The sequence below is a fragment of the Alteromonas lipotrueiana genome, assembly GCF_019249245.1.
GTDB classification, from domain to species: domain Bacteria; phylum Pseudomonadota; class Gammaproteobacteria; order Enterobacterales; family Alteromonadaceae; genus Alteromonas; species Alteromonas lipotrueiana.
In genome coordinates this window covers 1-20,647 of record NZ_JAESDK010000017.1, presented here as the reverse complement: position 1 = coordinate 20,647, position 20,647 = coordinate 1, and the positions used below count along the sequence as shown (strand labels likewise).

The 20,647-nt window shown below is 46.1% G+C and carries 22 protein-coding genes and 1 tRNA gene; 21 read left to right on the top strand and 2 right to left on the bottom strand.

Annotation, left to right across the window (positions count from 1 at the left end; genetic code table 11):
* Positions 1-41: 41 nt before the first annotated feature.
* Complete coding sequence (gene yciH / locus JK130_RS11955) at positions 42-365, bottom strand: stress response translation initiation inhibitor YciH (protein WP_218354560.1); 324 nt, start codon at positions 363-365, stop codon at positions 42-44.
* A gap of 188 nt (positions 366-553) precedes the next feature.
* Here yciH and JK130_RS11950 point away from each other — a divergent pair, with 188 nt between their 5' ends.
* The 8 genes from JK130_RS11950 to JK130_RS11915 all read left to right on the top strand — a co-directional run bounded on the left by JK130_RS11950 (position 554) and on the right by JK130_RS11915 (position 9,171).
* Entirely contained in the window at positions 554-859 is a 306-nt protein-coding gene (locus tag JK130_RS11950) for an STAS domain-containing protein (protein ID WP_218354559.1), read from the top strand.
* Between the two features lie 13 nt (positions 860-872).
* A complete protein-coding gene (locus tag JK130_RS11945; RefSeq protein WP_218354558.1) occupies positions 873-2,525 on the top strand; it encodes a SpoIIE family protein phosphatase in 1,653 nt (550 codons plus the stop codon).
* Positions 2,526-2,598: 73 nt separating this feature from the next.
* On the top strand, positions 2,599-3,039 hold the full coding sequence (locus JK130_RS11940; protein WP_218354557.1) for a tellurite resistance TerB family protein: 441 nt from the start codon (positions 2,599-2,601) through the stop codon (positions 3,037-3,039).
* A gap of 59 nt (positions 3,040-3,098) precedes the next feature.
* The gene (locus JK130_RS11935; protein ID WP_218354556.1) at positions 3,099-5,255 is read left to right on the top strand and encodes an EAL domain-containing protein; all 2,157 of its coding nucleotides are present in this window, start codon (positions 3,099-3,101) and stop codon (positions 5,253-5,255) included.
* A gap of 211 nt (positions 5,256-5,466) precedes the next feature.
* On the top strand, positions 5,467-5,730 hold the full coding sequence (locus tag JK130_RS11930; RefSeq protein ID WP_218354555.1) for a calcium-binding protein: 264 nt from the start codon (positions 5,467-5,469) through the stop codon (positions 5,728-5,730).
* 104 nt (positions 5,731-5,834) lie between these two features.
* On the top strand, positions 5,835-7,229 hold the full coding sequence (locus JK130_RS11925; protein ID WP_218354554.1) for an ATP-binding protein: 1,395 nt from the start codon (positions 5,835-5,837) through the stop codon (positions 7,227-7,229).
* A 2-nt stretch (positions 7,230-7,231) separates the two neighbouring features.
* Complete coding sequence (locus JK130_RS11920) at positions 7,232-7,822, top strand: hypothetical protein (protein ID WP_218354553.1); 591 nt, start codon at positions 7,232-7,234, stop codon at positions 7,820-7,822.
* On the top strand, positions 7,819-9,171 hold the full coding sequence (locus JK130_RS11915) for a sigma 54-interacting transcriptional regulator (RefSeq protein WP_218354552.1): 1,353 nt from the start codon (positions 7,819-7,821) through the stop codon (positions 9,169-9,171). The genes JK130_RS11920 and JK130_RS11915 overlap by 4 nt, the downstream gene beginning before the upstream one ends.
* Here JK130_RS11915 and JK130_RS11910 read toward each other — a convergent pair.
* Complete coding sequence (locus JK130_RS11910; RefSeq protein ID WP_218354551.1) at positions 9,163-10,059, bottom strand: DUF72 domain-containing protein; 897 nt, start codon at positions 10,057-10,059, stop codon at positions 9,163-9,165. The two genes, JK130_RS11915 and JK130_RS11910, sit on opposite strands and share 9 nt — an antisense overlap.
* Positions 10,060-10,241: 182 nt before the next feature.
* On the opposite strand from JK130_RS11910, the gene aspS reads away from it, so the two are divergent.
* The 13 genes from aspS (at position 10,242) to JK130_RS11845 (ending at position 20,645) form a co-directional block, all read left to right on the top strand.
* On the top strand, positions 10,242-12,002 hold the full coding sequence (gene aspS / locus JK130_RS11905; RefSeq protein ID WP_218354550.1) for an aspartate--tRNA ligase: 1,761 nt from the start codon (positions 10,242-10,244) through the stop codon (positions 12,000-12,002).
* A 4-nt stretch (positions 12,003-12,006) separates the two neighbouring features.
* Positions 12,007-12,447, top strand: coding sequence for a dihydroneopterin triphosphate diphosphatase (nudB, locus tag JK130_RS11900; RefSeq protein WP_218354549.1), 441 nt, complete (start codon positions 12,007-12,009; stop codon positions 12,445-12,447).
* The gene (ruvC, locus tag JK130_RS11895; RefSeq protein WP_218354548.1) at positions 12,447-12,965 is read left to right on the top strand and encodes a crossover junction endodeoxyribonuclease RuvC; all 519 of its coding nucleotides are present in this window, start codon (positions 12,447-12,449) and stop codon (positions 12,963-12,965) included. The genes nudB and ruvC overlap by 1 nt, the downstream gene beginning before the upstream one ends.
* A gap of 18 nt (positions 12,966-12,983) precedes the next feature.
* Complete coding sequence (ruvA, locus tag JK130_RS11890; protein ID WP_218354547.1) at positions 12,984-13,604, top strand: Holliday junction branch migration protein RuvA; 621 nt, start codon at positions 12,984-12,986, stop codon at positions 13,602-13,604.
* Positions 13,605-13,616: 12 nt separating this feature from the next.
* Positions 13,617-14,621: a Holliday junction branch migration DNA helicase RuvB gene (gene ruvB, locus JK130_RS11885; protein ID WP_218354546.1), complete on the top strand. Its 1,005-nt coding sequence runs from the start codon at positions 13,617-13,619 to the stop codon at positions 14,619-14,621.
* Positions 14,622-15,161: 540 nt separating this feature from the next.
* Positions 15,162-15,560 (top strand): tol-pal system-associated acyl-CoA thioesterase, encoded by a 399-nt coding sequence (gene ybgC / locus JK130_RS11880; RefSeq protein ID WP_218354545.1) that lies wholly within the window; start codon positions 15,162-15,164, stop codon positions 15,558-15,560.
* Positions 15,550-16,239, top strand: a complete 690-nt coding sequence (gene tolQ / locus JK130_RS11875) for a protein TolQ (protein ID WP_218354544.1) — start codon at positions 15,550-15,552, stop codon at positions 16,237-16,239. The genes ybgC and tolQ overlap by 11 nt, the downstream gene beginning before the upstream one ends.
* Before the next feature lie 20 nt (positions 16,240-16,259).
* A complete protein-coding gene (gene tolR, locus JK130_RS11870) occupies positions 16,260-16,679 on the top strand; it encodes a protein TolR (RefSeq protein ID WP_218354543.1) in 420 nt (139 codons plus the stop codon).
* Between the two features lie 7 nt (positions 16,680-16,686).
* A complete protein-coding gene (gene tolA / locus JK130_RS11865; RefSeq protein WP_218354542.1) occupies positions 16,687-17,511 on the top strand; it encodes a cell envelope integrity protein TolA in 825 nt (274 codons plus the stop codon).
* Positions 17,512-17,555: 44 nt separating this feature from the next.
* A complete protein-coding gene (gene tolB, locus JK130_RS11860) occupies positions 17,556-18,872 on the top strand; it encodes a Tol-Pal system beta propeller repeat protein TolB (RefSeq protein ID WP_218354621.1) in 1,317 nt (438 codons plus the stop codon).
* 39 nt (positions 18,873-18,911) lie between these two features.
* Positions 18,912-19,478, top strand: a complete 567-nt coding sequence (pal, locus tag JK130_RS11855) for a peptidoglycan-associated lipoprotein Pal (RefSeq protein WP_218354541.1) — start codon at positions 18,912-18,914, stop codon at positions 19,476-19,478.
* Complete coding sequence (gene ybgF / locus JK130_RS11850) at positions 19,478-20,272, top strand: tol-pal system protein YbgF (protein ID WP_218354540.1); 795 nt, start codon at positions 19,478-19,480, stop codon at positions 20,270-20,272. Before pal ends, ybgF begins: the two co-directional genes overlap by 1 nt.
* A 300-nt stretch (positions 20,273-20,572) precedes the next feature.
* Positions 20,573-20,645: transfer RNA gene (locus tag JK130_RS11845), tRNA-Lys, on the top strand.
* Positions 20,646-20,647 lie beyond the last annotated feature (2 nt).

The following is a 20,647-nucleotide window of genomic DNA, read 5'->3' as shown; positions in this document are numbered from 1 at the left end:
TTCTTTATAGAGTGTAGCTGACTTTTTCGCCTCTACGACATTTAGCTGCCTGCCAGTTTGACGGTAAATCCTTGTATCTCAAGTAAGCTTTTTAATTTGGCACGATCGTCAGTCTGAACTTCAATAGTGCCTTCTTTCACCGCGCCCCCACATCCACATTTCTTTTTTAGCTCTGTGCACAGGGTTTTAAGTGCTTTGGGGTCCATGTTTAATCCGGTAACTATCGAGACCCCCTTGCCTTTACGACCTTTGGTTTCACGCTTGATTCTTACCACACCGTCGTTTGAGGTCGAACGCGTACTCTGCTGTTTGGTGTCTTTAATTTTTCCAGTGTCGGTACTGTATACCAGTTTCGCGTCTTGCATATATTGCCCTTTAGCCTAATTTTGTATCGTAAAATAGCAGTGTTTTTCCACTATGGTAGAAAATATTCGGGCAAATTTATAGCACAGTGACAGGCCGCTGCTATATTTACCTTCACAGACCAGACAATGGGTTAAGGTGAACGCTTTCTTGCTGTCGGTTGTTCACCTATATCTGCAGGAGACTCTTCATGGGATTAAGCACAGCGACCCACAGGGCCGATTCGCACCTGATAATTGCATTAGACGAAAAGTTTGATTTTGCCACCGTTCACGACTTCAAAGAGGCCTATACCGATATACCGTCTGAGGTAAAAGTAATTGAAGTAGACCTGTCTAACACCGAGTATATGGATAGCTCAGCGCTGGGAATGTTACTTAATATGCAAAAAAACTTAAGCGGTCGTGAAATTGAATTCAGAATTAGCCACTGCCGGCCGCAGGTAGCGCGAATCCTCAAAATCTCACGTTTTGATAAAAAGTTTATAATCAGTTAACGCCGGCCCATTTATGCGCATACTTATTGTTGACGACGAGCCGATAAACCGGCTTTTAATTCGAAATATGCTTGAAAAAGAAGGCTATAATGATTGTCATGAGGCCCAGGACGGTGCACAGGCATTGTTCATGGCCCAGCAGATAGAACCTGATTTAGTATTACTGGATGTGGTTATGCCTGGCCTCAGTGGGTTGGATGTGGCCCCCAAATTAAAAGCACAGTCAAACAACAACTACCTACCCATTATTTTTATTACCTCATTAGAAGACCGCGAAAGTTTGGTTCGGTGTCTGGAGGTGGGCGGCGACGATTTTGTCGCCAAGCCTTTCGACCGCTTAGTACTGGCGGCGAAAATTCGCGTTCATGGTCGTATTCGCAGTTTAACCCAGTGTATTGAAGATCAAAATCTTGCGCTATTGCAGCACCAGCAAGTTATGGCACAGGAACATGACATTGTTGAACATATTTTCAAAAATGCGGTGCGGCACACACCCGAAATGGCGGCCCGATTTGATTATAAACTCACTCCGGTAGCCCAATTCAACGGCGATGTGTTTTTAACCGAGCGCAGCCCGGCAGGCGGTGTGTACTATCTTATTGGAGATTTTACCGGGCATGGTCTGGCGTCGGCTATTGGGGTGCTGCCGGTGGCCAGGGCTTTTCATATAATGGCCATTAAAGGGCTGGGCGTGGCTGAAATCGCCCGTACTTTAAACACGACGTTATTACAGTTACTGCCAGGCAGTATGTTTTTTGCGGCAATTATTGGCGAGATAGATATAAACGGCTGCCACCATCATATCTGGCACGGCGGAATGCCTCAGTTAATGCTGAAGCGCACCAGTGATGGTAGCGTAGAGACGTATTGCCCCGCCCATATGGCCTTGGGAATTCTTGAGCCCGAAGAATTTGAAAGTGATTGTTATACCCTTAACTGCCAACCGGGAGATGAAGTTTTATTATATACCGACGGACTCATTGAAATTTGTAATTCTAAAGGCCAGATGCTCAATGAAGAAGGCATAAGACAATGGTTTCAAAAGCCAGGCATCACGGCTGATCAGCTATATCGGCAAGCCCACGAGTACATGGGCGCCGACAACCCGCTTGATGACATAACCGTGGTGGTTTATACCTGTGCCTCTTTTGAGGCGCTTCCGAAAATTCAGCACAAACCGGCATTACCGTTAGAGATCTCGATGAAGTTGACAGGTGCCCAGTTGCAAGACACCGGTATTGTGACGCGTTTTGTTGATACGGTATGCGTCGACTCGGCTATGGCAGGCATTCGCAGTGATATGTTTACTGTACTAAGTGAGCTGTTTAATAATGCATTAGAGCATGGCTTATTGCAGCTTGACTCGCAGCTAAAAGCCACCGAAGACGGCTTTTTAGCGTATTACAATCTTCGCCAATCGCGGCTGAGCGGCCTTGATAATGCCCACATTGCCATTGACTACTGTTACTTACCCCAGTCCGCAAAAGCCATAATAAGCGTGACTGATTCTGGGCACGGTTTTGACCAGGCAGACCTTGCACAACGTAGCGACAGCGATGGTTACGGTCGCGGATTATGTCTGGTAAAGGGTATATGCGGTGATATTCAGTTTTCGCTGGGTGGGCGCAAAGCAACAGCGGTGTTGTCTTTACCCTGGGCACATTAAACTATGACAAACAGAACAAACCTTTATCTGTTGTGGTCGTAGTGATGTAAACGACTAAAATAGGCTTAAGTGTATGTTGAAAAAAGTTTTTGATTTATTTGACCAGTCGAGTGATGAAACCGAAGCCTCACGAGACTCTGTAGAGCTGGCCACCGCCGCCCTGTTCAGTGAAATTGTTCATGCTGACAACACAATTGATGAGCGCGAAAAAGAGGCGTATCGGGAGGTTCTCAAGCGCCACTTTACACTTGATCAACAGGCGCTGGACTCTTTAGCTGAAGAGGGGCATGAAACCGCGGATGATTCGGTGGGGTTAGTGCACTTTACTCAAATCATCAATAAAAAATGCAGCGATGAGCAAAAGAAGAATATCTTAACCAGCCTATGGGAACTTGCCTACGCTGATGATAATCTTGCACCAATGGAAGAGCATACTATCCGGCGCATTGCTGATTTGTTGTATATTCCGCATAGCCAGTTTATTAAAACCAAGCTTTCAGTATCTGACGAGTAGCGCAGTCTTCTGCCGTAACCGATAAATACCCGTTAGCCAGGGCCCAGGGTAGTACCACATTGTTTAAATCTATAAAAACCCCCATTGCCATCATGTTGATTGTTGCAGTATTAGTCATTGTGTCAATGGTTACCTGGGCTACAGTAACAAAGCTTGAACAGCAGCATACAAAAACGGTTAAAAATGATTTAACCACACTGGCGCGAAATCTGTCTGACGAATTAACAGATGTTTTGGGCAAATCCAGCAATAACGCAGCACGGGTCACTCATTCTGAAGATACTCCCGCGTTAACCACCACAGCACCGGAGCTGTTGGCGTTGTCACCCAATTTACTGTCAAACATTCAACCGATTATGAAACGGGTTTCAGCCTATCAGAATATTGTTGAAGCCCGGCTTTACAGTACTAATAAAAAGCTATTGCACCGTCAGGTCGCAACTGCAGGTTATAATCAGGGGCTATCACAGAACGACGACTTAGTATTGTTACTTGAGTCGCCTTCAGGCACTTATCGGGTGGGTCAGCATCTGATTGCCAGTCGCCGTATTCTTGAAGATGGGGTGACCTACGGTTACCTTATGCTGATTAACGATATTAATTCGACAATTTCACAAAATCGCCAGGCTATTTTATGGCGCATTTTACCGCTGTTAGTCATTGCGCTACTGATAACAACTTTTTTAGGGATGCTGTGGCTTAACAGGTTGTTGAATCCGCTTACCAGTTTATCCCGGTTTACCCATCAGCTTAGCCAGTCAAAAGACTATACACAGCGTTTTGAGACAAAGGCAAAAGGCGAGGTGGCTCGCTTAGGTCAAAACTTTAATATGTTGCTTGATACTATTGAAGCCGAGCTAACCATTAATGATGAACAAAATCAGACACTGTTAGAGCAACAGCAAACGATGGCGCGGTTAGCGAATTATGACAGCCTTACCGGTTTGCCAAACCGACAGTTTGTGGTCGACAACTTACGTTTAGAACTAGCTCGGGCCCGGCGCCAAAGCAAAGACCTGGCGCTTATGTTTTTCGATCTGGACGGCTTCAAAGGGATCAATGATTCTTTGGGGCACGAAACCGGCGATCTGATTCTTATTGAAGTGGCCGATCGGGTTGCCAATATGCTCAGAGAAAGCGATTTAGTGGCGCGCCTGGGCGGTGACGAATTTATTATTGTTCCAGACCGGGACGTGACTGATGCCAGTCTGGAAAACCTGGCCCATCGGGTTATTGGTGCTTTTGAAGAGCCTTTTCATTTTCGCGGACTGGCGTTAACGGTCGGAGTGAGCATCGGTATTGCCAGAGCCTCTGAAGCAAATTTTGAACTAAGCCAGCTTATGAGCAATGCCGATTTAGCAATGTACCGCTCAAAAGCCCGTGGCAGGGGTATTTCGACCATTTTCACTAACGAAATGATAGAAACCCACAAACGCAAGCTGTTGATTGCCAACAGCATAGACAATGCCTTAATAAACAACGAATTTGTGCTTTTCTATCAACCTAAAATAGCCTCAGGCGGGCAGGTAGTCGGACTTGAGGCATTAATGCGCTGGCAGCATCCGGAGTTTGGGCTTCTTTCGCCCGGCGAGTTCATTCCGGTGGCAGAACAAAGCGGGAAAATTTCAGCACTTACCCGTTGGGTTATTGAACAGGTCAGTAGCGATCTGCCGTTAATGCAGTCTGTTATTCCGCACAAATTTCGGGTCGCGATTAATTTATCTGCACATGATTTACGACACACCAGATTATTTGACGTAATTCACACTATTTTCACCGAGCAGCAGGTCAACCCTGAATATATTGAATTTGAGGTTACAGAGTCGGCGTACCTGGAAAATTTTATTTCTGCAGATAAATTTTTCAAGCGTTTAAGCAACATGGGCTGTGCGATAGCACTGGATGATTTTGGTACAGGCTATTCCTCCCTGAGCTATCTTACGCAAATCTCTATCGACACACTAAAGATAGACCGTCAGTTTGTACGCGACATCAGCACCTGCCACCGAAGCCGTTTGGTTACCGGCTCTATCATCGATTTAGCCAAACGTTTGTCATTAACGGTTTGTGCTGAAGGGGTAGAAGAGTTGAATCAGTGGGACTATTTGCTCGACCATGGGTGCGATCATGTGCAAGGGTATTTATTCAGCAAACCCGTGCCACTGGAAAAAATAGCGTTACTGCCGAATCACTTTGCATTCCATTCAACGCCTTAGACTCTGCTTTAACCCTAAAGCGAGGTTGTATGTGTTGGTTAAAAGTAACACTGTTCTTCGTTTAAACTATTATAGGCACGATAATTTTACCTAAAATCATGATAGGTATACAATATTTAAATGTGGCATAATAATGGCTAGTTTTGTGAGGTAAACATCATTTAGTAAACAGAGATTACCATATTCTGTTTATTTAGTTTGGGAGCTGCACATGAAACGCTTTGAAAAAGTCTTTTTAATTTTAGTCACTGTTATCGCGATACAGTCAGTTGCGGTTGCAAACGCCAATGCTAGCGAGTCGACCATTGCTCAGCTTGATGCTGATTTTGACGGTGAAATTTCGCTTAAAGAAGCGGTAACCGATACTGAGTTATTGCGTAAATTTGGCCGGTTAGACAACAACAAAGACGGTAAACTTAGTGAGCAAGAGCTTGCGGTTGATGACTTTGTCGCTAAAGCCACGGCGCAGCCGTAATTTTAATAGGTATATAATGCAATAAGGGACACAGAGTCTCGGTCTTGCCAGCATTTTAGGGGTATGCCATTCTGATTGGCCGTTTTTCTTTCAGTGAGCATGTAGTGCGACTCGGTTCCTTACGACAATTAACTCTCGCCAGTTTTGTGCTGGCGTTGGTGCCACTTATTGCCCTGTTGTGGCAGAGCCAGAACGATCTGGTAAAAGTGGGCAAAATGACCCACGTAGAAACACGTTATGTCGTTGACGTGGTAGGGCTTATGCAGCAACTCGATGGTGCGGCTATTGACCTGGAGCGGGCTCTACGCCAATACGCCATCATTAGAAATGAAACCGTTGCCGAACTTTCTGATAATGCCATTATTCAGTTTGTCGAAGCACTTAAAGAATTGTGTTCCAGTCTTCCTGCCAGTAATACCTGCGATACCATTAAAAAAGATGTTACCAAGCTAAAAACCTTTCGCAATATCGAAGATAGCGTGGTGCTTAATGCCTATCTTAATTCCATGAACAGTCATATGTCGCTGATGCGCAAAGACGTGGATTCTGCGATTCAGCAACGATTAGAAGTACAAACAAACGACTTAAATGCGATGCAGGCTAAACAAGCCTGGTCAACGGCCATGTTGGTTAGTGTGTCGTTGCTGTTGATTCTTTTGGGCAGTCAGCTCATTGTTAATCCGGTTAAAAAGCTTAAGCAGATTATTCGTATACTCGCGCAGGAACAAGGCACATTGCCGCCGTTGTCTACCCGGGCCCCAACCGAGCTTATTGGTGTTGAAAAAGACCTACATTGGTTGGCCGATCGCTTACAACAACTTGAACATATACGCACAGCATTATTACGTCATGCCGCCCACGAATTAAAAACCCCTTTGGCCAGTATTAAAGAAGGGTGTAGTTTGTTGTCAGAAAATGTGGTGGGTCACCTCAACACCCAACAGACCGAAGTTTTAGCCTTATTGACATCAAGTACTCAGCGACTCAATACTTTGATTGAAAAACTGTTAGACTACAATTTGTTATTGCAACAAGCCCAACCTACCTTTACAAATGTGGACCCCAGCCAGATAGTAAAAGAGTGTCTTGAAGACTACGCTCTGGCGCTACAGGAACGCGAAGTCACTGTAGATATTCGGGTGAACCAGATTTGTGTGGATGAAGAATTGTATCGCCGAATTTTAGATAACCTGATTTCTAATGCGGTGGCGCACGGAGCGGTAGGCCGGCCGATAAACTTGGCTATTTATGAGAACAATAAACACATTACGTTAGATGTAGCAAATCGTGGAAAGCGTATAACACCTGAAACCGTACAACGGTTGTTTGAACCCTTTACCCGAGGCGACGATCCGCGAAACGATAATGTGATAGGTACAGGACTGGGATTATCGATTGTCTCTGATTGTGCAAAATTAATGCACGGCGACGTGGAAGTTGCTGACGTTGATTATGCAGATGTTTGTTTCAGAGTGACTATCCCGCTAGAGGAAAAATAACAATGAAAAAATTGCTCGTTCTGTCATTGATAGCAGTTCTGACAGGCTGTGCGGCAATATTGCCTAAACCGGTAAGCGAACCTGCGGACTCCGTACCGCAACCCATTACAGTCATTCATGCCAGCGATGATTTGTGCCTGGTGTCTGAAGATACGGCTGAATTTGAGCATCAGTGTGACCTGATACACTGGGCCAACTTATGGATAAAAGCAGATGCCACCGCCTGGCCCAAACGCAAGGCTGCCATCGATAAGCTGAGTGACTCGCTGCCCGATACTATTGAAAAAATAATTTTATCATTGCCGGTTGATACGCCGTATCAGGCCCGGTTACGCGCGCAGCACTGGATAAAAACCATCAGCCCAAAGCTGTCTGGCGCTATACAACCTTTGATAAAAACAGTAGTAGATGCACCCAATAATGAAATGCTTGAGCTAGAGTCGGCGTTGGTTATTTTAAATAAAGTTAATGCCGAACAAGCCCAGGCAAGTGATGCATTGCAAAAAGAGTTAGAATCTCAGCAGAAAAAATTAGCTGAACTTTTGCAAATAGAAGCAACTATGATGGACAAAAACAGGAGCAGCCAGCAATGAGTGAAGTAGGTAAAGGTCATCCGCAGTTATTGCTGGTAGATGATGATAAAAGTTTATTACGGCTTCTGACCATTCGATTAGAAGGTGAAGGCTATCAGGTTACCGCGGTAGAAGACGGCAACTCAGCGCTAAAAAAAGTACGCAGCGAAGAGTTTGATGTGGTGCTAAGCGATTTACGCATGCCCGGCTTAGACGGCTTAAGTCTGTTTGAAGAAATCATGGGAATTCGTCAGGACATCCCGGTCATTTTAATGACCGCCCATGGCACCATTTCAGATGCGGTAGCAGCCACTCAGCGTGGTGTTTTTGGCTTTTTACCCAAGCCGGTCGATCATGAAGAACTGCGTGCTCTGCTGAAAAAAGCATTGAGTCATTCTCAAGCTTCACAGCCTGGCGAATGGTGTTCGGCCATCATCACCCGTTCACCTGAAATGACCAATGTACTGGACCAGGCTTATCGAATTGCCCAACGTGAGGTTAGCGTATTGATTACCGGCGCCAGTGGTACCGGTAAAGAGTTGCTGGCCAATGCGATTCACAAAGCCAGTACCCGTGACAATATGCCCTTTGTGGCAATAAACTGCGGAGCATTGCCTGAAAACCTACTTGAGTCTGAATTGTTTGGTCATGCTAAAGGCGCGTTTACCGGAGCGGTACAGGCTGCACCAGGGCTATTTCGAGAAGCCGATGGGGGCACGCTGTTTTTAGATGAAATTGGCGATATGCCCATGACCTTGCAGGTAAAGCTTTTACGGGCCTTGCAAGAGCGGCAGATTCGACCGGTAGGCAGTAGCAAACAGATTGATATCGATGTTCGGGTGATTTCGGCCACTCATAAAGATTTGCACAAAGAAATGGAAGAGGGCACCTTTCGCGAAGATTTGTATTACCGGCTAAATGTAGTGAATCTGAAGCTGCCCTCTCTTAAAGAACGCAGCGAAGACATCCCCTTGCTAGCGCGTACGCTATTGCAACAAAGCGGTCAGCGACATAATGTCAACGTCACACAGTTTTCTGATGACGCCATGCAGCTTATGGTGAAATCTGACTGGCAGGGTAATGTACGTCAGCTGGTTAACGTGGTTGAACAGTGCGTAGCATTGACGCAAACCCCGGTCATTCCGTTGCATCTGGTTGAACAGGCGCTTTCAGCAACAAAGCAAAGCTGGCCAACACTGACCGAAGCGCGCGACTCATTTGAACAGCAATATTTATACAAGTTGCTTAAAATGACCGACGGTAATGTGACCCGGGCCGCCGAACTGGCCGGACGCAACCGTACTGACATGCACAAACTTATGAAAAAGCACGAATTAGATGCTGCTGATTTTCGACATACTTTAGAATAGCGTGTCTTGCTGGGCCGTGTTGGTAACAGGCGGGCTCAAAGGTGTTTCTGGATAGCACCGGTTGTGTAATTCAACAAATTGTTGCGCCAGCCATGGCGCATCTTTGTTATCCGGTCGATGCAAAAACAAATAAGGGCTTTTGCCTTCTTGCCGCCACTGCTGACATTTATGCACCCATGGTTCAAGCATTTGCTGATTTGTCTGCTCATCATCCCCACCCACAAACCGCACCACCGGTGAATCAGCGGTGGCAATCACATTAACCGGAACTCTTGGCTTTTTGGTACGTACTTCGGCCACCATTGCATTTTGAGCGGGGCCGGAAAACAACGCCCGGGTATCCATGATAATGCGGTTTGCCTGATACCGCATAAGTAATTGGTTAAGAGCCACTTCGGCTTCGCCTTTTGCAAAAAAGTCAGGGTGTCGAACTTCTACCGCCAGAGTAAATTCATTGTTTAAATAATTAAGCATTTTTTCAAGCTGGGGTAGCGCCGCAGGAGAAAACTGCGCAGGTAACTGAATCAACAGCATGCCGAGTTGTTTTTTTAACTGGCGCATCAACACTCGTTGCTCATTTAATCTGGCTTGGTTTGCGCCTAATATTCCTTGATGAGTAATGTCTTGATGTAGTTTGAACGTAAAACGAAAATCTTGAGGAACCGCAGCTTGCCATTTAGACAGGGTTTGAGCTGAGGGCAGCGCATAAAAAGTGGTATTACCCTCTATAGTATTAAAGTAACGTGCGTAAAACTGCAGGTTTTGCTGACGAGCCGCGGGGTTACAAAACCACTGACTTGCCCAGCTTTGATGTTGCCATACAGGCAGTCCAATATGTAAAGGCGCTATTGAACGATAATCTGTTGCACTGAATGTTGTTTTTGGCATTGGGGTTTTTTACGCATTTGTTTATACTATGCGGCCTTATTTTGTCACAAAGCCAGCAATTGCCACGCGTTTTTTTGCCCTGCTATTGTCTCAGACTGTGTTTTACACAAATAAAGACTGAATTAGCAGGAAGAGTGTCAGGCAGTATCGGTAACTAAAAGAACTTTCAGGGGTCATCGACCATGCGCACAGATTACTGTGGGAATATTGATTCATCATACATCGGACAGGAAATAACTCTGTGCGGTTGGGTAAACAAGCGTCGCGACTTCGGCGGTGTGATTTTTATCGACCTTCGCGACCGCGAAGGTATAGTGCAGGTGGTATTTGACCCTGACCTACCTGACGTATTAGAAGAAGCCAACAAGCTTCGCAACGAATTTTGCGTAAAACTCACTGGTAAAGTACGGGCGCGCCCCGAGGGTCAGAAAAACGACACCATGCGTACCGGCGAAATTGAAATTTTTGGCACAGGTTTGCATATTTACAGCAAGGCTAATGCCCTACCGCTTGACTGGAATCAGGAAAACTCTGAAGAACAGCGTCTGCGCTACCGCTACCTTGATCTGCGCCGACCGTTGATGAGCAATCGACTTAAATTTCGCGCTCAGGTAACCGCAGCAGTTCGCCGTTATCTTGAAGACGATGGCTTTTTAGATATTGAAACCCCTATTTTAACCAAAGCGACACCTGAAGGCGCGCGCGATTACCTGGTTCCAAGCCGGACTCACAAAGGTGAGTTTTTTGCCTTGCCGCAATCGCCGCAGTTATTTAAACAATTGCTCATGATGTCGGGCATGGACCGCTATTACCAGATTGTTAAATGCTTTCGCGATGAAGATTTGCGCGCCGACCGCCAGCCTGAATTTACACAGATAGATTTAGAAACGACATTTTTAGACGCTGACGGTGTGATGTCTATTACCGAAGGTCTGATTCGTAACTTGTTTAACAAAATGCTGAATGTTGAATTGGGCGATTTTCCCCGCATGACCTATGCCGAGGCTATGCAGCGTTATGGTTCTGACAAGCCCGATTTGCGTAACCCTCTTGAGCTAGTTGATGTTGCAGACTTGTTGGGTTCAGTGGAATTTAAGGTATTCAGTGGTCCGGCAAATGATCCTAAAGGCCGGGTATCGGTTATCCGCGTTCCGGGTGGCGCCAGTTTGTCTCGTAAACAACTGGATGAGTACACTAAATTTGTTGGTATTTATGGTGCAAAAGGTCTTGCCTGGTTAAAAGTAAACAGCTTAGGCGGTGGTCAAGAAGGCTTACAGTCGCCGGTGCTTAAGTTTTTAAGCGAAGATATCACCGATGCTGTGTTACAGCGTACTGGCGCTCAGGAAGGCGACATATTGCTGTTTGGCGCCGATACCGCCAATGTGGTTACCGAAGCAATGGGCGCGTTGCGGTTAAAGCTGGGCGAAGATCTCAGCTTACTTGAAGGTGAGTGGCGACCTTTGTGGGTGGTTGACTTCCCAATGTTTGAAGAAATAGATGGCCAGTATCACGCGCTGCATCATCCATTTACGGCCCCGCGCGATGTAGACGCTAAGCAGTTAAAAGAAAACCCCGCAGAAGCCTTATCTGATGCCTACGACATGGTATTAAACGGCGTTGAATTAGGCGGCGGTTCGGTGCGTATTCATGACGAACAAATGCAGTCGACGGTATTTAACATTCTGGGTATTGGCGAACAGGAAGCCCAGAGCAAATTCGGCTTTTTACTTGATGCGTTGCAATTTGGCGCGCCGCCCCATGCCGGCTTGGCATTTGGTTTAGATAGGCTGGTAATGCTAATGACCGGCGCGACGTCTATTCGCGATGTTATGGCTTTTCCAAAAACTACCACCGCAGCGTGTCCGTTAACGTCGGCGCCCAGTCCGGCGAACGAGCAACAGCTTGCCGACCTGGCGATTGGTGTCGTTAAGAAAAATACCTGATTACATGGGTTATAAACAACCTGAGTCTGTGCTGGTGGTGCTTTATGATGAGCACCACCGCATTTTATTGTTGCAACGCAATGACGACGCCAGCTTTTGGCAATCGGTAACCGGCACCATTGAAGCAGGAGAACACCCTGAACAAACAGCCTATCGGGAAGTGCGTGAAGAAATTGGCTTACAGCTACACCCTGAACATCATCGCGTAATCAACTGTCATCAAACAAACCGCTTTAAAATTCGTTCACAGTGGTTGCACCGCTATCCGCCCGGAACGCTCTATAACACTGAGCATGTTTTTACAGCGCAAATTCCTGCCACAACGCCTATTGTGCTAACCGAACACTCAGCCTATGAATGGCTTGATAAACCCGCCGCAATGGCGCGAATTTGGTCGCCCAGTAACCGCGACGCAGTCGATACATTTGTCTCTGGAGTCAATTAATGATTATACTGGGTATAGATCCAGGTTCTCGTATTACCGGATATGGGTTAATTGCCCGAAAACACGGCAAATTAGTGTATGTTGCCAGTGGCTGTATCAGGCTGAAAACCGATGCATTACCTGAACGGTTATCCCAAATATTTACCAGTGTAGGCGAAGTCATTAGTCAGTATGCCCCCCAGCAATTTGCGATAGAACAAGTGTTTATGGCAAAAAATCCAGACTCAGCATTAAAACTCGGTCAGGCCCGGGGCGCGGCTATTGTGGCTGCAACTCAAAGCAACTTACCCGTTGCGGAGTACTCGGCCCGCCAAATAAAGCAGGCGGTAGTGGGAAAGGGCGGCGCTGACAAAATCCAGGTACAGCATATGGTAAAGCAGCTACTTTCATTGCCAGGTACGCCTCAGGCTGATGCAGCCGATGCGTTAGCAGTGGCATTGTGTCATGCGCATACCGAGCAAAGTTTGATAAAACTGGCCGGACAAGCAAGTAAAACCGTTCGTCGACGGTTGCGATAATAAAGAGCAGAATAATAGATGATAGGTCGAATCAGAGGAATTCTGGTGGAAAAACACCCGCCAGAAATAGTGATAGATGTGGTTGGCGTAGGGTATGAAATTCAAATGCCCATGACCAGTTTTTATCAGTTGCCCGCACTAAACGAAGAAGTGGTCGTGTATACGCACTTTGTTGTGCGCGAAGACGCCCAGCTTTTATTTGGCTTCGCCGATAAAATGGAACGCGCATTGTTTCGCGAACTAATTAAAGCCAACGGTGTGGGGCCAAAGCTGGCATTAACCATATTATCGGGTATGTCGGCGGGTCAGTTTTTGGTATGTGTGCAAAATGAAGACATATCGTCGTTAGTGGCCATGCCCGGCATTGGTAAAAAAACCGCTGAAAGACTGGTGGTAGAGCTGCGCGACCGATTAGCAAAGTTTGGCAAAATACAAGATACAAACCTACCCGACTTACCCATGGAAAGCACCAATGGCTCAAGCGTTGTGCCTATTAATGATGTGCGTGAAGATGCCGCAAGTGCATTGGTAGCATTAGGGTATAAACCTGCTCAGGCCAGCAAAATGGTGAGTGGTGTATACAAACCCGAGATGGACAGTGAAGCTTTGATTCGCGAAGCGCTGCGAGCGGCAATATAAGAGTTTATTACCATGATTGAAGCCGATCGGCTAATTGGCGCAGACGCCACCAACGAAGATGAAGTTATTGACCGGGCGATACGGCCTAAAATGCTTAGCGACTACACGGGCCAGCCTCATGTCTGCGAGCAAATGGAAATTTTTATCCAGGCTGCCCGAAACAGACAAGACGCACTGGATCATTTGCTTATTTTTGGCCCGCCAGGCCTGGGTAAAACCACATTGGCAAATATCGTCGCAAACGAAATGGATGTCAGTATTAAAACAACCTCAGGCCCGGTACTGGAAAAAGCCGGGGACCTGGCCGCGCTGCTCACCAATCTTGAGCGTAACGATGTACTGTTTATTGACGAGATACACCGTTTAAGCCCGGTTGTTGAAGAGATTTTGTATCCGGCGATGGAAGATTATCAATTGGATATTATGATAGGAGAGGGGCCCGCTGCTCGTTCTATCAAGCTTGATCTTCCACCTTTTACACTAATAGGCGCCACCACCAGGGCTGGCTCGCTAACCTCACCCCTTCGTGACCGATTTGGTATTGTTCAGCGTTTAGAATTTTATTCAGTAAAAGATTTGACCACCATTGTGGCCCGTAGCGCCGATTTTTTGAATCTGAAAATGGATCAGCAAGGCGCATTAGAAGTTGCAAAACGCTCGCGCGGTACGCCGCGTATTGCTAACCGGTTATTACGTCGTGTGCGCGATTATGCAGAAATAAAAGCTAACGGGGATGTAACTGAAGAGGTGGCGGCCCGTGCCTTAGACATGCTGGATGTCGACAAGCAAGGTTTTGACTATATGGATCGTAAACTATTGCTGGCGATCATTGAAAAATTTGATGGCGGACCCGTAGGGTTAGACAACTTAGCAGCGGCCATCGGTGAAGAAAAAGAAACCATTGAAGATGTTATCGAACCTTTTTTGATTCAGCAGGGTTTTTTACAACGCACCCCCAGAGGCCGGATTGTTCAGCAGCGTGCGTATTTGCATTTTGGCTTTAAGCCCGACCAATAATATTTTAGTGCCTGCAGTGCGTAGCGGTAGATTAGCGTGTCACTCCCTTTTCGCACACCCAGTCTTATCTCGCTTCGGGTAAATGGGCTGCTGACGTGTATGGTCTCTTTATTATTGAAATTATCCATAAGGGGTAACTCTCACCGGCGGGGCTCCTGGTAGGTAATCGCCAGCCAGGCAATTTTCAGGCAAAAAAAAGCCCGCTCAAAAGAACGGGCAAAACAACAAGTGTTGAAGGAAATAAATCCAGGGAACTCATGCCTAACAGGAGAAACTCTCGAACATTCCGAAAAAAATCGTAATGCCTGTGTGACAGATGACGCGCATTATAAAGTAGAAAAAAATTCTCTCAATTGAGTAAAATTATTATTCCGAATTAGAAATTCTAATGCGTTAATATTGTGTTGATAATTGGCTTATATAACGTTAAAAGTGTTGCTTATAAAGGGATTGGGATTACAAGGCTTGGCAATTTTGTCCCCGTTAAAATTATTTCCAAATACATAAAAGATTAATTATATTGAGGTGTGAGGCATAACTATGCACAAGTGGTCTGTTCGAATTTATTACGAAGATACGGATGCCGGAGGAATAGTTTACTACGCGAACTACCTGAAATTTGCAGAACGTGCCCGAACCGAATGGTTACGCGAATTAGGTTATGACCAGGATGTCTTGTTGGAACAAAACCTGGGTTTTGTCGTCAAACGCGTTGAGATGCATAACTATGCGCCTGCACGTTTCAATCAGCTGTTGAGTATTGAATCACAGATTGTAGAATTGAAAGGTGCCAGTATGGTGTTTCAACAAAAAATTTATAATCAAAGTAGCGAACTACTGGTTGCTGCTGATATTCAGGTTGTGTGCGTGGACCAGCTTAAAATGAAAGCTAGAAAAATGCCGCGCACTTTATTAGGGGATTTAACGCGTGGAATCTGATTTAACCTTTATCGGGCTATTTCTACAAGCCAGCTTTGTTGTGCAGTTGGTTATGCTATTGCTACTTGCGGTGTCGGTGGCGTCATGGACATTTATTTTTCAACGTACTAAAGCGCTGAAATCGGCGCAGACCGAACTGCGAAATTTTGAAGACAAATTTTGGTCGGGTGCAGACCTGAACCGTCTGTATCAGGAATTATCAGCGCGCTCTAATCTAGGCGGAATATCTGGTATCTTTTGCTCAGGGTTTAAAGAGTTTGTGCGCTTGCGTAAAGGCAATACAGCGGCAAATGGAATTGTTGATGGCACGTACCGTGCTATGCGAGTCACTATGTCTCGTGAAGTAGAAGAATTAGAAAGCCGATTACCTTTTTTAGCGACCGCAGGCTCGATTAGCCCGTATATAGGTTTATTTGGTACGGTTTGGGGCATTATGAACGCGTTCATCGCGTTGGGCGAGGTTCAGCAGGCTACGTTAGCCATGGTGGCTCCCGGCATCGCCGAGGCCCTTATTGCTACCGCAATTGGTTTATTTGCGGCCATTCCGGCGGTTATTGCGTATAACCGTTTTAGTCACAAAGTTGAGAAACTAGAAAACAATTACGCGAACTTCATGGAAGAATTTTCGGCTATTTTACAACGGCAGGCCATTGCGGCTCAGCAGCATCAAACGCCTTAGCGCGGTTACAGGAGCCAGTTATGTATACCCGTAAACGCCGTCGTCCGGTTTCTGAGATTAATGTGGTGCCTTATATCGATGTGATGCTGGTGTTGCTGATTATTTTTATGGTGACTTCACCTCTGGTATCACAAGGCGTTAAAGTAGATTTGCCCAAAGCCAGCGCCGAGCCTATTGACCAACAAGATATTCCACCTTTGATTGCTTCGGTAGATGTTGAAGGCAGTTACTATCTGAATTTGGGAGATGACGAAGAGCAGCCTGTGGCTGCTGCAGATTTAGGTGCTCTGGTGCAGGCACAGCTGCAAAAGCAACCCGACACGCCGGTGGTGGTAAAAGGGGATGGCCAGGTGGCGTACGACAAAGTTATTCGGTTAATGGTGCTGCTGCAAAATGCGGGTGTGCCCTCGGTAGGTCTGATGACCGACCCCAAAGAGTAACCAGCTTATGCGCAAACCCCAATTGTTGGCTAAGCTTACTAATTCAGATGAAAAAGTTGCGATTGCAAAATCTATCGGTGTGCACTTTGCTATTGCTTTAGTGTTACTGATTAGCGTCAGTTTTTCGCCTGATCCGTTGCCTGCACCGGCGCCATCGCAACCCGTTATCAAAGCCACATTTATTGATGCCCAGGCAATAGCCGACAAACAAAAAGCCCAGGCAGAAGCACAAGCTAAAGTTGCCGCACGCGAAGAAGAAAAACGTCAGGCGGCAAAAGCGGCAAATCAAGCTGAAGCTGACCGTCAACGCCGGATTAATGCAGAAAAAGCGAAACAGCGCGCTGAACAAAAAAAAGCCGAACAAAAGCGGCAGGCTGAAGCTAACCGTCAAAAAGAGTTAAAGCGTGTGGCGGCGCAACAAGCCCGTGAACGCAAAGAGCGTGAAGCGCGTGAAAAAGCGGAACGCAAAGCTGCTCAGGAACAAGCCGCCATGGATAAATTACAGCAAGAGCAAGCCGAGGCCGAACGAGCCGCTCAGCAACAGCGACGCCAACGACAGGTATTATCAGAAACCGATCGATACCGCGCTTTAATCAAGCAAAAAATTATGCAGGGGCTGCTTAACGATTCGTCGTATAAAGGCAAAAAATGCAGATTAAACATTAGACTGGCAACAACAGGCTTTGTGGTACAGGTAAGAACATTAAGCGGTGATGCGGCGCTTTGTCGGGCCTCAGAGGCCGCGGTAAGACGACCCGACAAATTACCTATGTCGCAAAACCAGGACGTTTACCAACAACTTAAAGACATTAACCTAACGGTGGAATTGTAGTGATAAAGAAAAAAATCGGAATATGGTTCAGTGCCACATTGCTGATGTTTAGTACGTTAGCACAGGCTTCGCTTGAAATTGTCATTACCGAAGGTGTTGATGGAGCCCGGCCTATTGGCGTGGTGCCCTTTACGTTTAAAGGTACAGGCTCTATGCCAGAAGATTTGGCCGCGGTAGTGCGCGCCGATCTTATGCGTAGTGGTAAGTTCAACCCGACGGCCCCGGATGCTATGCCGCAATACCCTGATACCGATGCAAATATTAACTACTCGGCCTGGGCCTCAGCGGGAGTCGACACGGTACTGGTAGGCACGGTAGAGCAGCAGCCCAATAACAAATACAAAGTCAGTTACGAGCTGGTCGATGTGTTGCGTGGACAAGCTACCGGTGGAAAATCAAAAGCGATGAGTCAGGGCAAATTGGTTGCGGCTAACGACCACCTTATCGATAAACGTCAGGCAGTCATAAATCCGCAGGACTTTCGCCAGTATGCTCACCGTATTTCCGATGTGGTGTATGAAAAGCTGACCGGTACACGGGGCGCCTTTTTAACCCGTATTGCTTACGTTAAAGTACGCGATCGTGACGCCAATGCCCGCCCTTACGAGCTGGCTATTGCCGACTACGATGGTAAAAATGAAACCCGGTTGTTGTCATCACCTGAACCCCTGATGTCGCCTAGTTGGTCACCTGATGGTGAAGAACTGGCTTATGTCAGTTTTGAAAATAAACGTCCTCAAATTTTTATTCAGGATATTTATACCCGCAAGCGCGAAGCCATCACCGATTTTCCGGGCATAAATGGGAGTCCGGTGTTCTCGCCCGACGGCAAACAATTGGCTATGGTACTGTCTAAAGATGGCAATCCAGAAATTTATGTCATGGAACTTGCTTCTAAAAAACTGCGCCGGATAACCCGCAACCGGGCAATTGATACCGAGCCTTCGTGGCTACCCGATGGTAAGAGTCTGATATTTAGCTCAGAACGGGGTGGTAAACCTCAGATTTATCGCGTAAATTTGGCTTCAGGTAAAGTCAGACGTCAAACTTTTGAAGGCGAGCAGAATCTCGGCGCAACGATTTCTCCTTCTGGCGACGAAATGGTATTAGTTAACCAAACCAAGGGTGACTATCGCATTGCCCGACAGGGTTTAAATGATGGTGCAATTCAGGTGCTGACAAAGACTTATCTGGACGAGTCACCCAGTATTGCGCCGAACGGAAGTATGATAATTTACAGCACTTTGCACAATGGAACTCAGGTATTATCCTTAGTGTCATTGGATGGTCGCTTTAAAGCAAGGTTACCAGCCACGAACGGTCAGGTTAAGTCACCGAGTTGGTCACCCTTTTTGTTTTAAATAAAACATTTGGTAATGAAAACTATAAGGAATAAGTGGATGCAATTTAATAAAGTAATGAAAAGCTTCGTTATCGCCTTACCCGTGGTGACAATGATGGCATGTTCGTCAGGTCCTAGTGAAGAAGAGTTAGCGGCCGAACGTAACCGTGTTGCTCAGGAACAAGCTGAAGCAGAGCGTCAGTCTCGTCAAAATGAAGAAGCCCGTGTTGAAGCCGAAGCGGCTCAGCGTATGAACCGTCAACAAGAGATGGTTCAGGAACAGCTTGAGTCACTTAAAAACGAACAAACGGTTTATTTTGATTTTGACCGGGCGACGATTAAATCTGAATTTCAGGAGATCCTGAACAAGCATGCTGAGTTTTTGGTTCAGAACCCTGACCAAAATGTTGTAATTGAAGGCCATACCGATAGCCGTGGTACGCCAGAATACAACATTGCTTTGGGCGAACGTCGTGGCCAGGCCGTTGAAACGTATTTGATGAACGCTGGTGTAAGCAGCGATCAGGTCTCTACCGTTTCTTATGGTGAAGAAAAACCGGCAGTAATGGGTTCAACTGAATACGCCCAGGCGCAAAATCGTCGCGGTGTGGTTGTATATCAGTAATGGCTGGTTATTTACGTAAACATGCATTAACAGGCGTCGCGTTAAGCGTCGCCTGTGTGATATCAAATGCATCTTTCGCGCAGGCCCCGGTTTACGATGTTAACAATCCTCAAGGCAGTAATTTAGAAAAGCGGATTGTTGTGCTTGAGCGTATGGTTGATAGCCGTACGCAAATGCAGCATCGTTTGCAGCAGCAACTTAATGCTATGCAAGGCGAAATTGATGATCTACGGGGTTCGGTCGAGGTTCATACTAACCAGTTAGAAAAAGTACTAGAGCGCCAGCGTGAACTTTATCTGGAAATTGATAAACGAGTCTCGTCGTTAAAGCAGTCGGTGGGTCAGCAAACTCCGGCATCTGGTTCACAGGTATCAACACTAGCCCAAGAGACCAGGCAGGAGAGTACCAGTACACCTTCGCTTAGCGAAGATGACGCCTACGATAATGCCGTAAATCTTATATTAGAATCACGCGAATATGACAAAGCGATACCCGCGTTTCGCGAGTTTATCAACGATTACCCGAAAAGCCAGTATGCAGCCAACGCCCACTATTGGTTAGGGCAATTGTTGTTCAATAAACAAAATTGGCAAGAAGCAAAAACTCAGTTTAGTGAAGTTGCCAATCAGTTTAAAAAATCGAGCAAGCGAGCAGAGTCTTTGTTGAAACTAGGTGTTATTGAACAACGCTTAGGAAACAACGGTCAGGCCCGTGAATACCTTAATCAGGTTATTTCACAATATCCTAACTCTTCTGCAAGAAAACTTGCTGAGTCGCGTTTGAGTTCGTTGTAGGTAAAGTGCCTCTGAGTATCAGAGGCTTTTTGATGATAAGCCTGTTTTTTATCATCGAATAGTAATAATGCGGCGTATATTTAGGTAAATCGTTGATACTATTTTAATAGTGCATACGCCAAAGTAGAGATTCTCAACGTATTGAAGTGCAGAAAGTTTGTGCTTTTTGTTGTGAATTTGAGCGTTTAATCGCAGTTTTTTTAAAAAATTAGAATTAAACGCAATTTAGGGTTGCACGCCCACAAGAAATGGGTAATATATGCCGCCGTTGCCCCAGACAGGCAACAACAGAAAAGAAATGGGTCGTTAGCTCAGTTGGTAGAGCAGTTGACTTTTAATCAATTGGTCGCTGGTTCGAATCCAGCACGACCCACC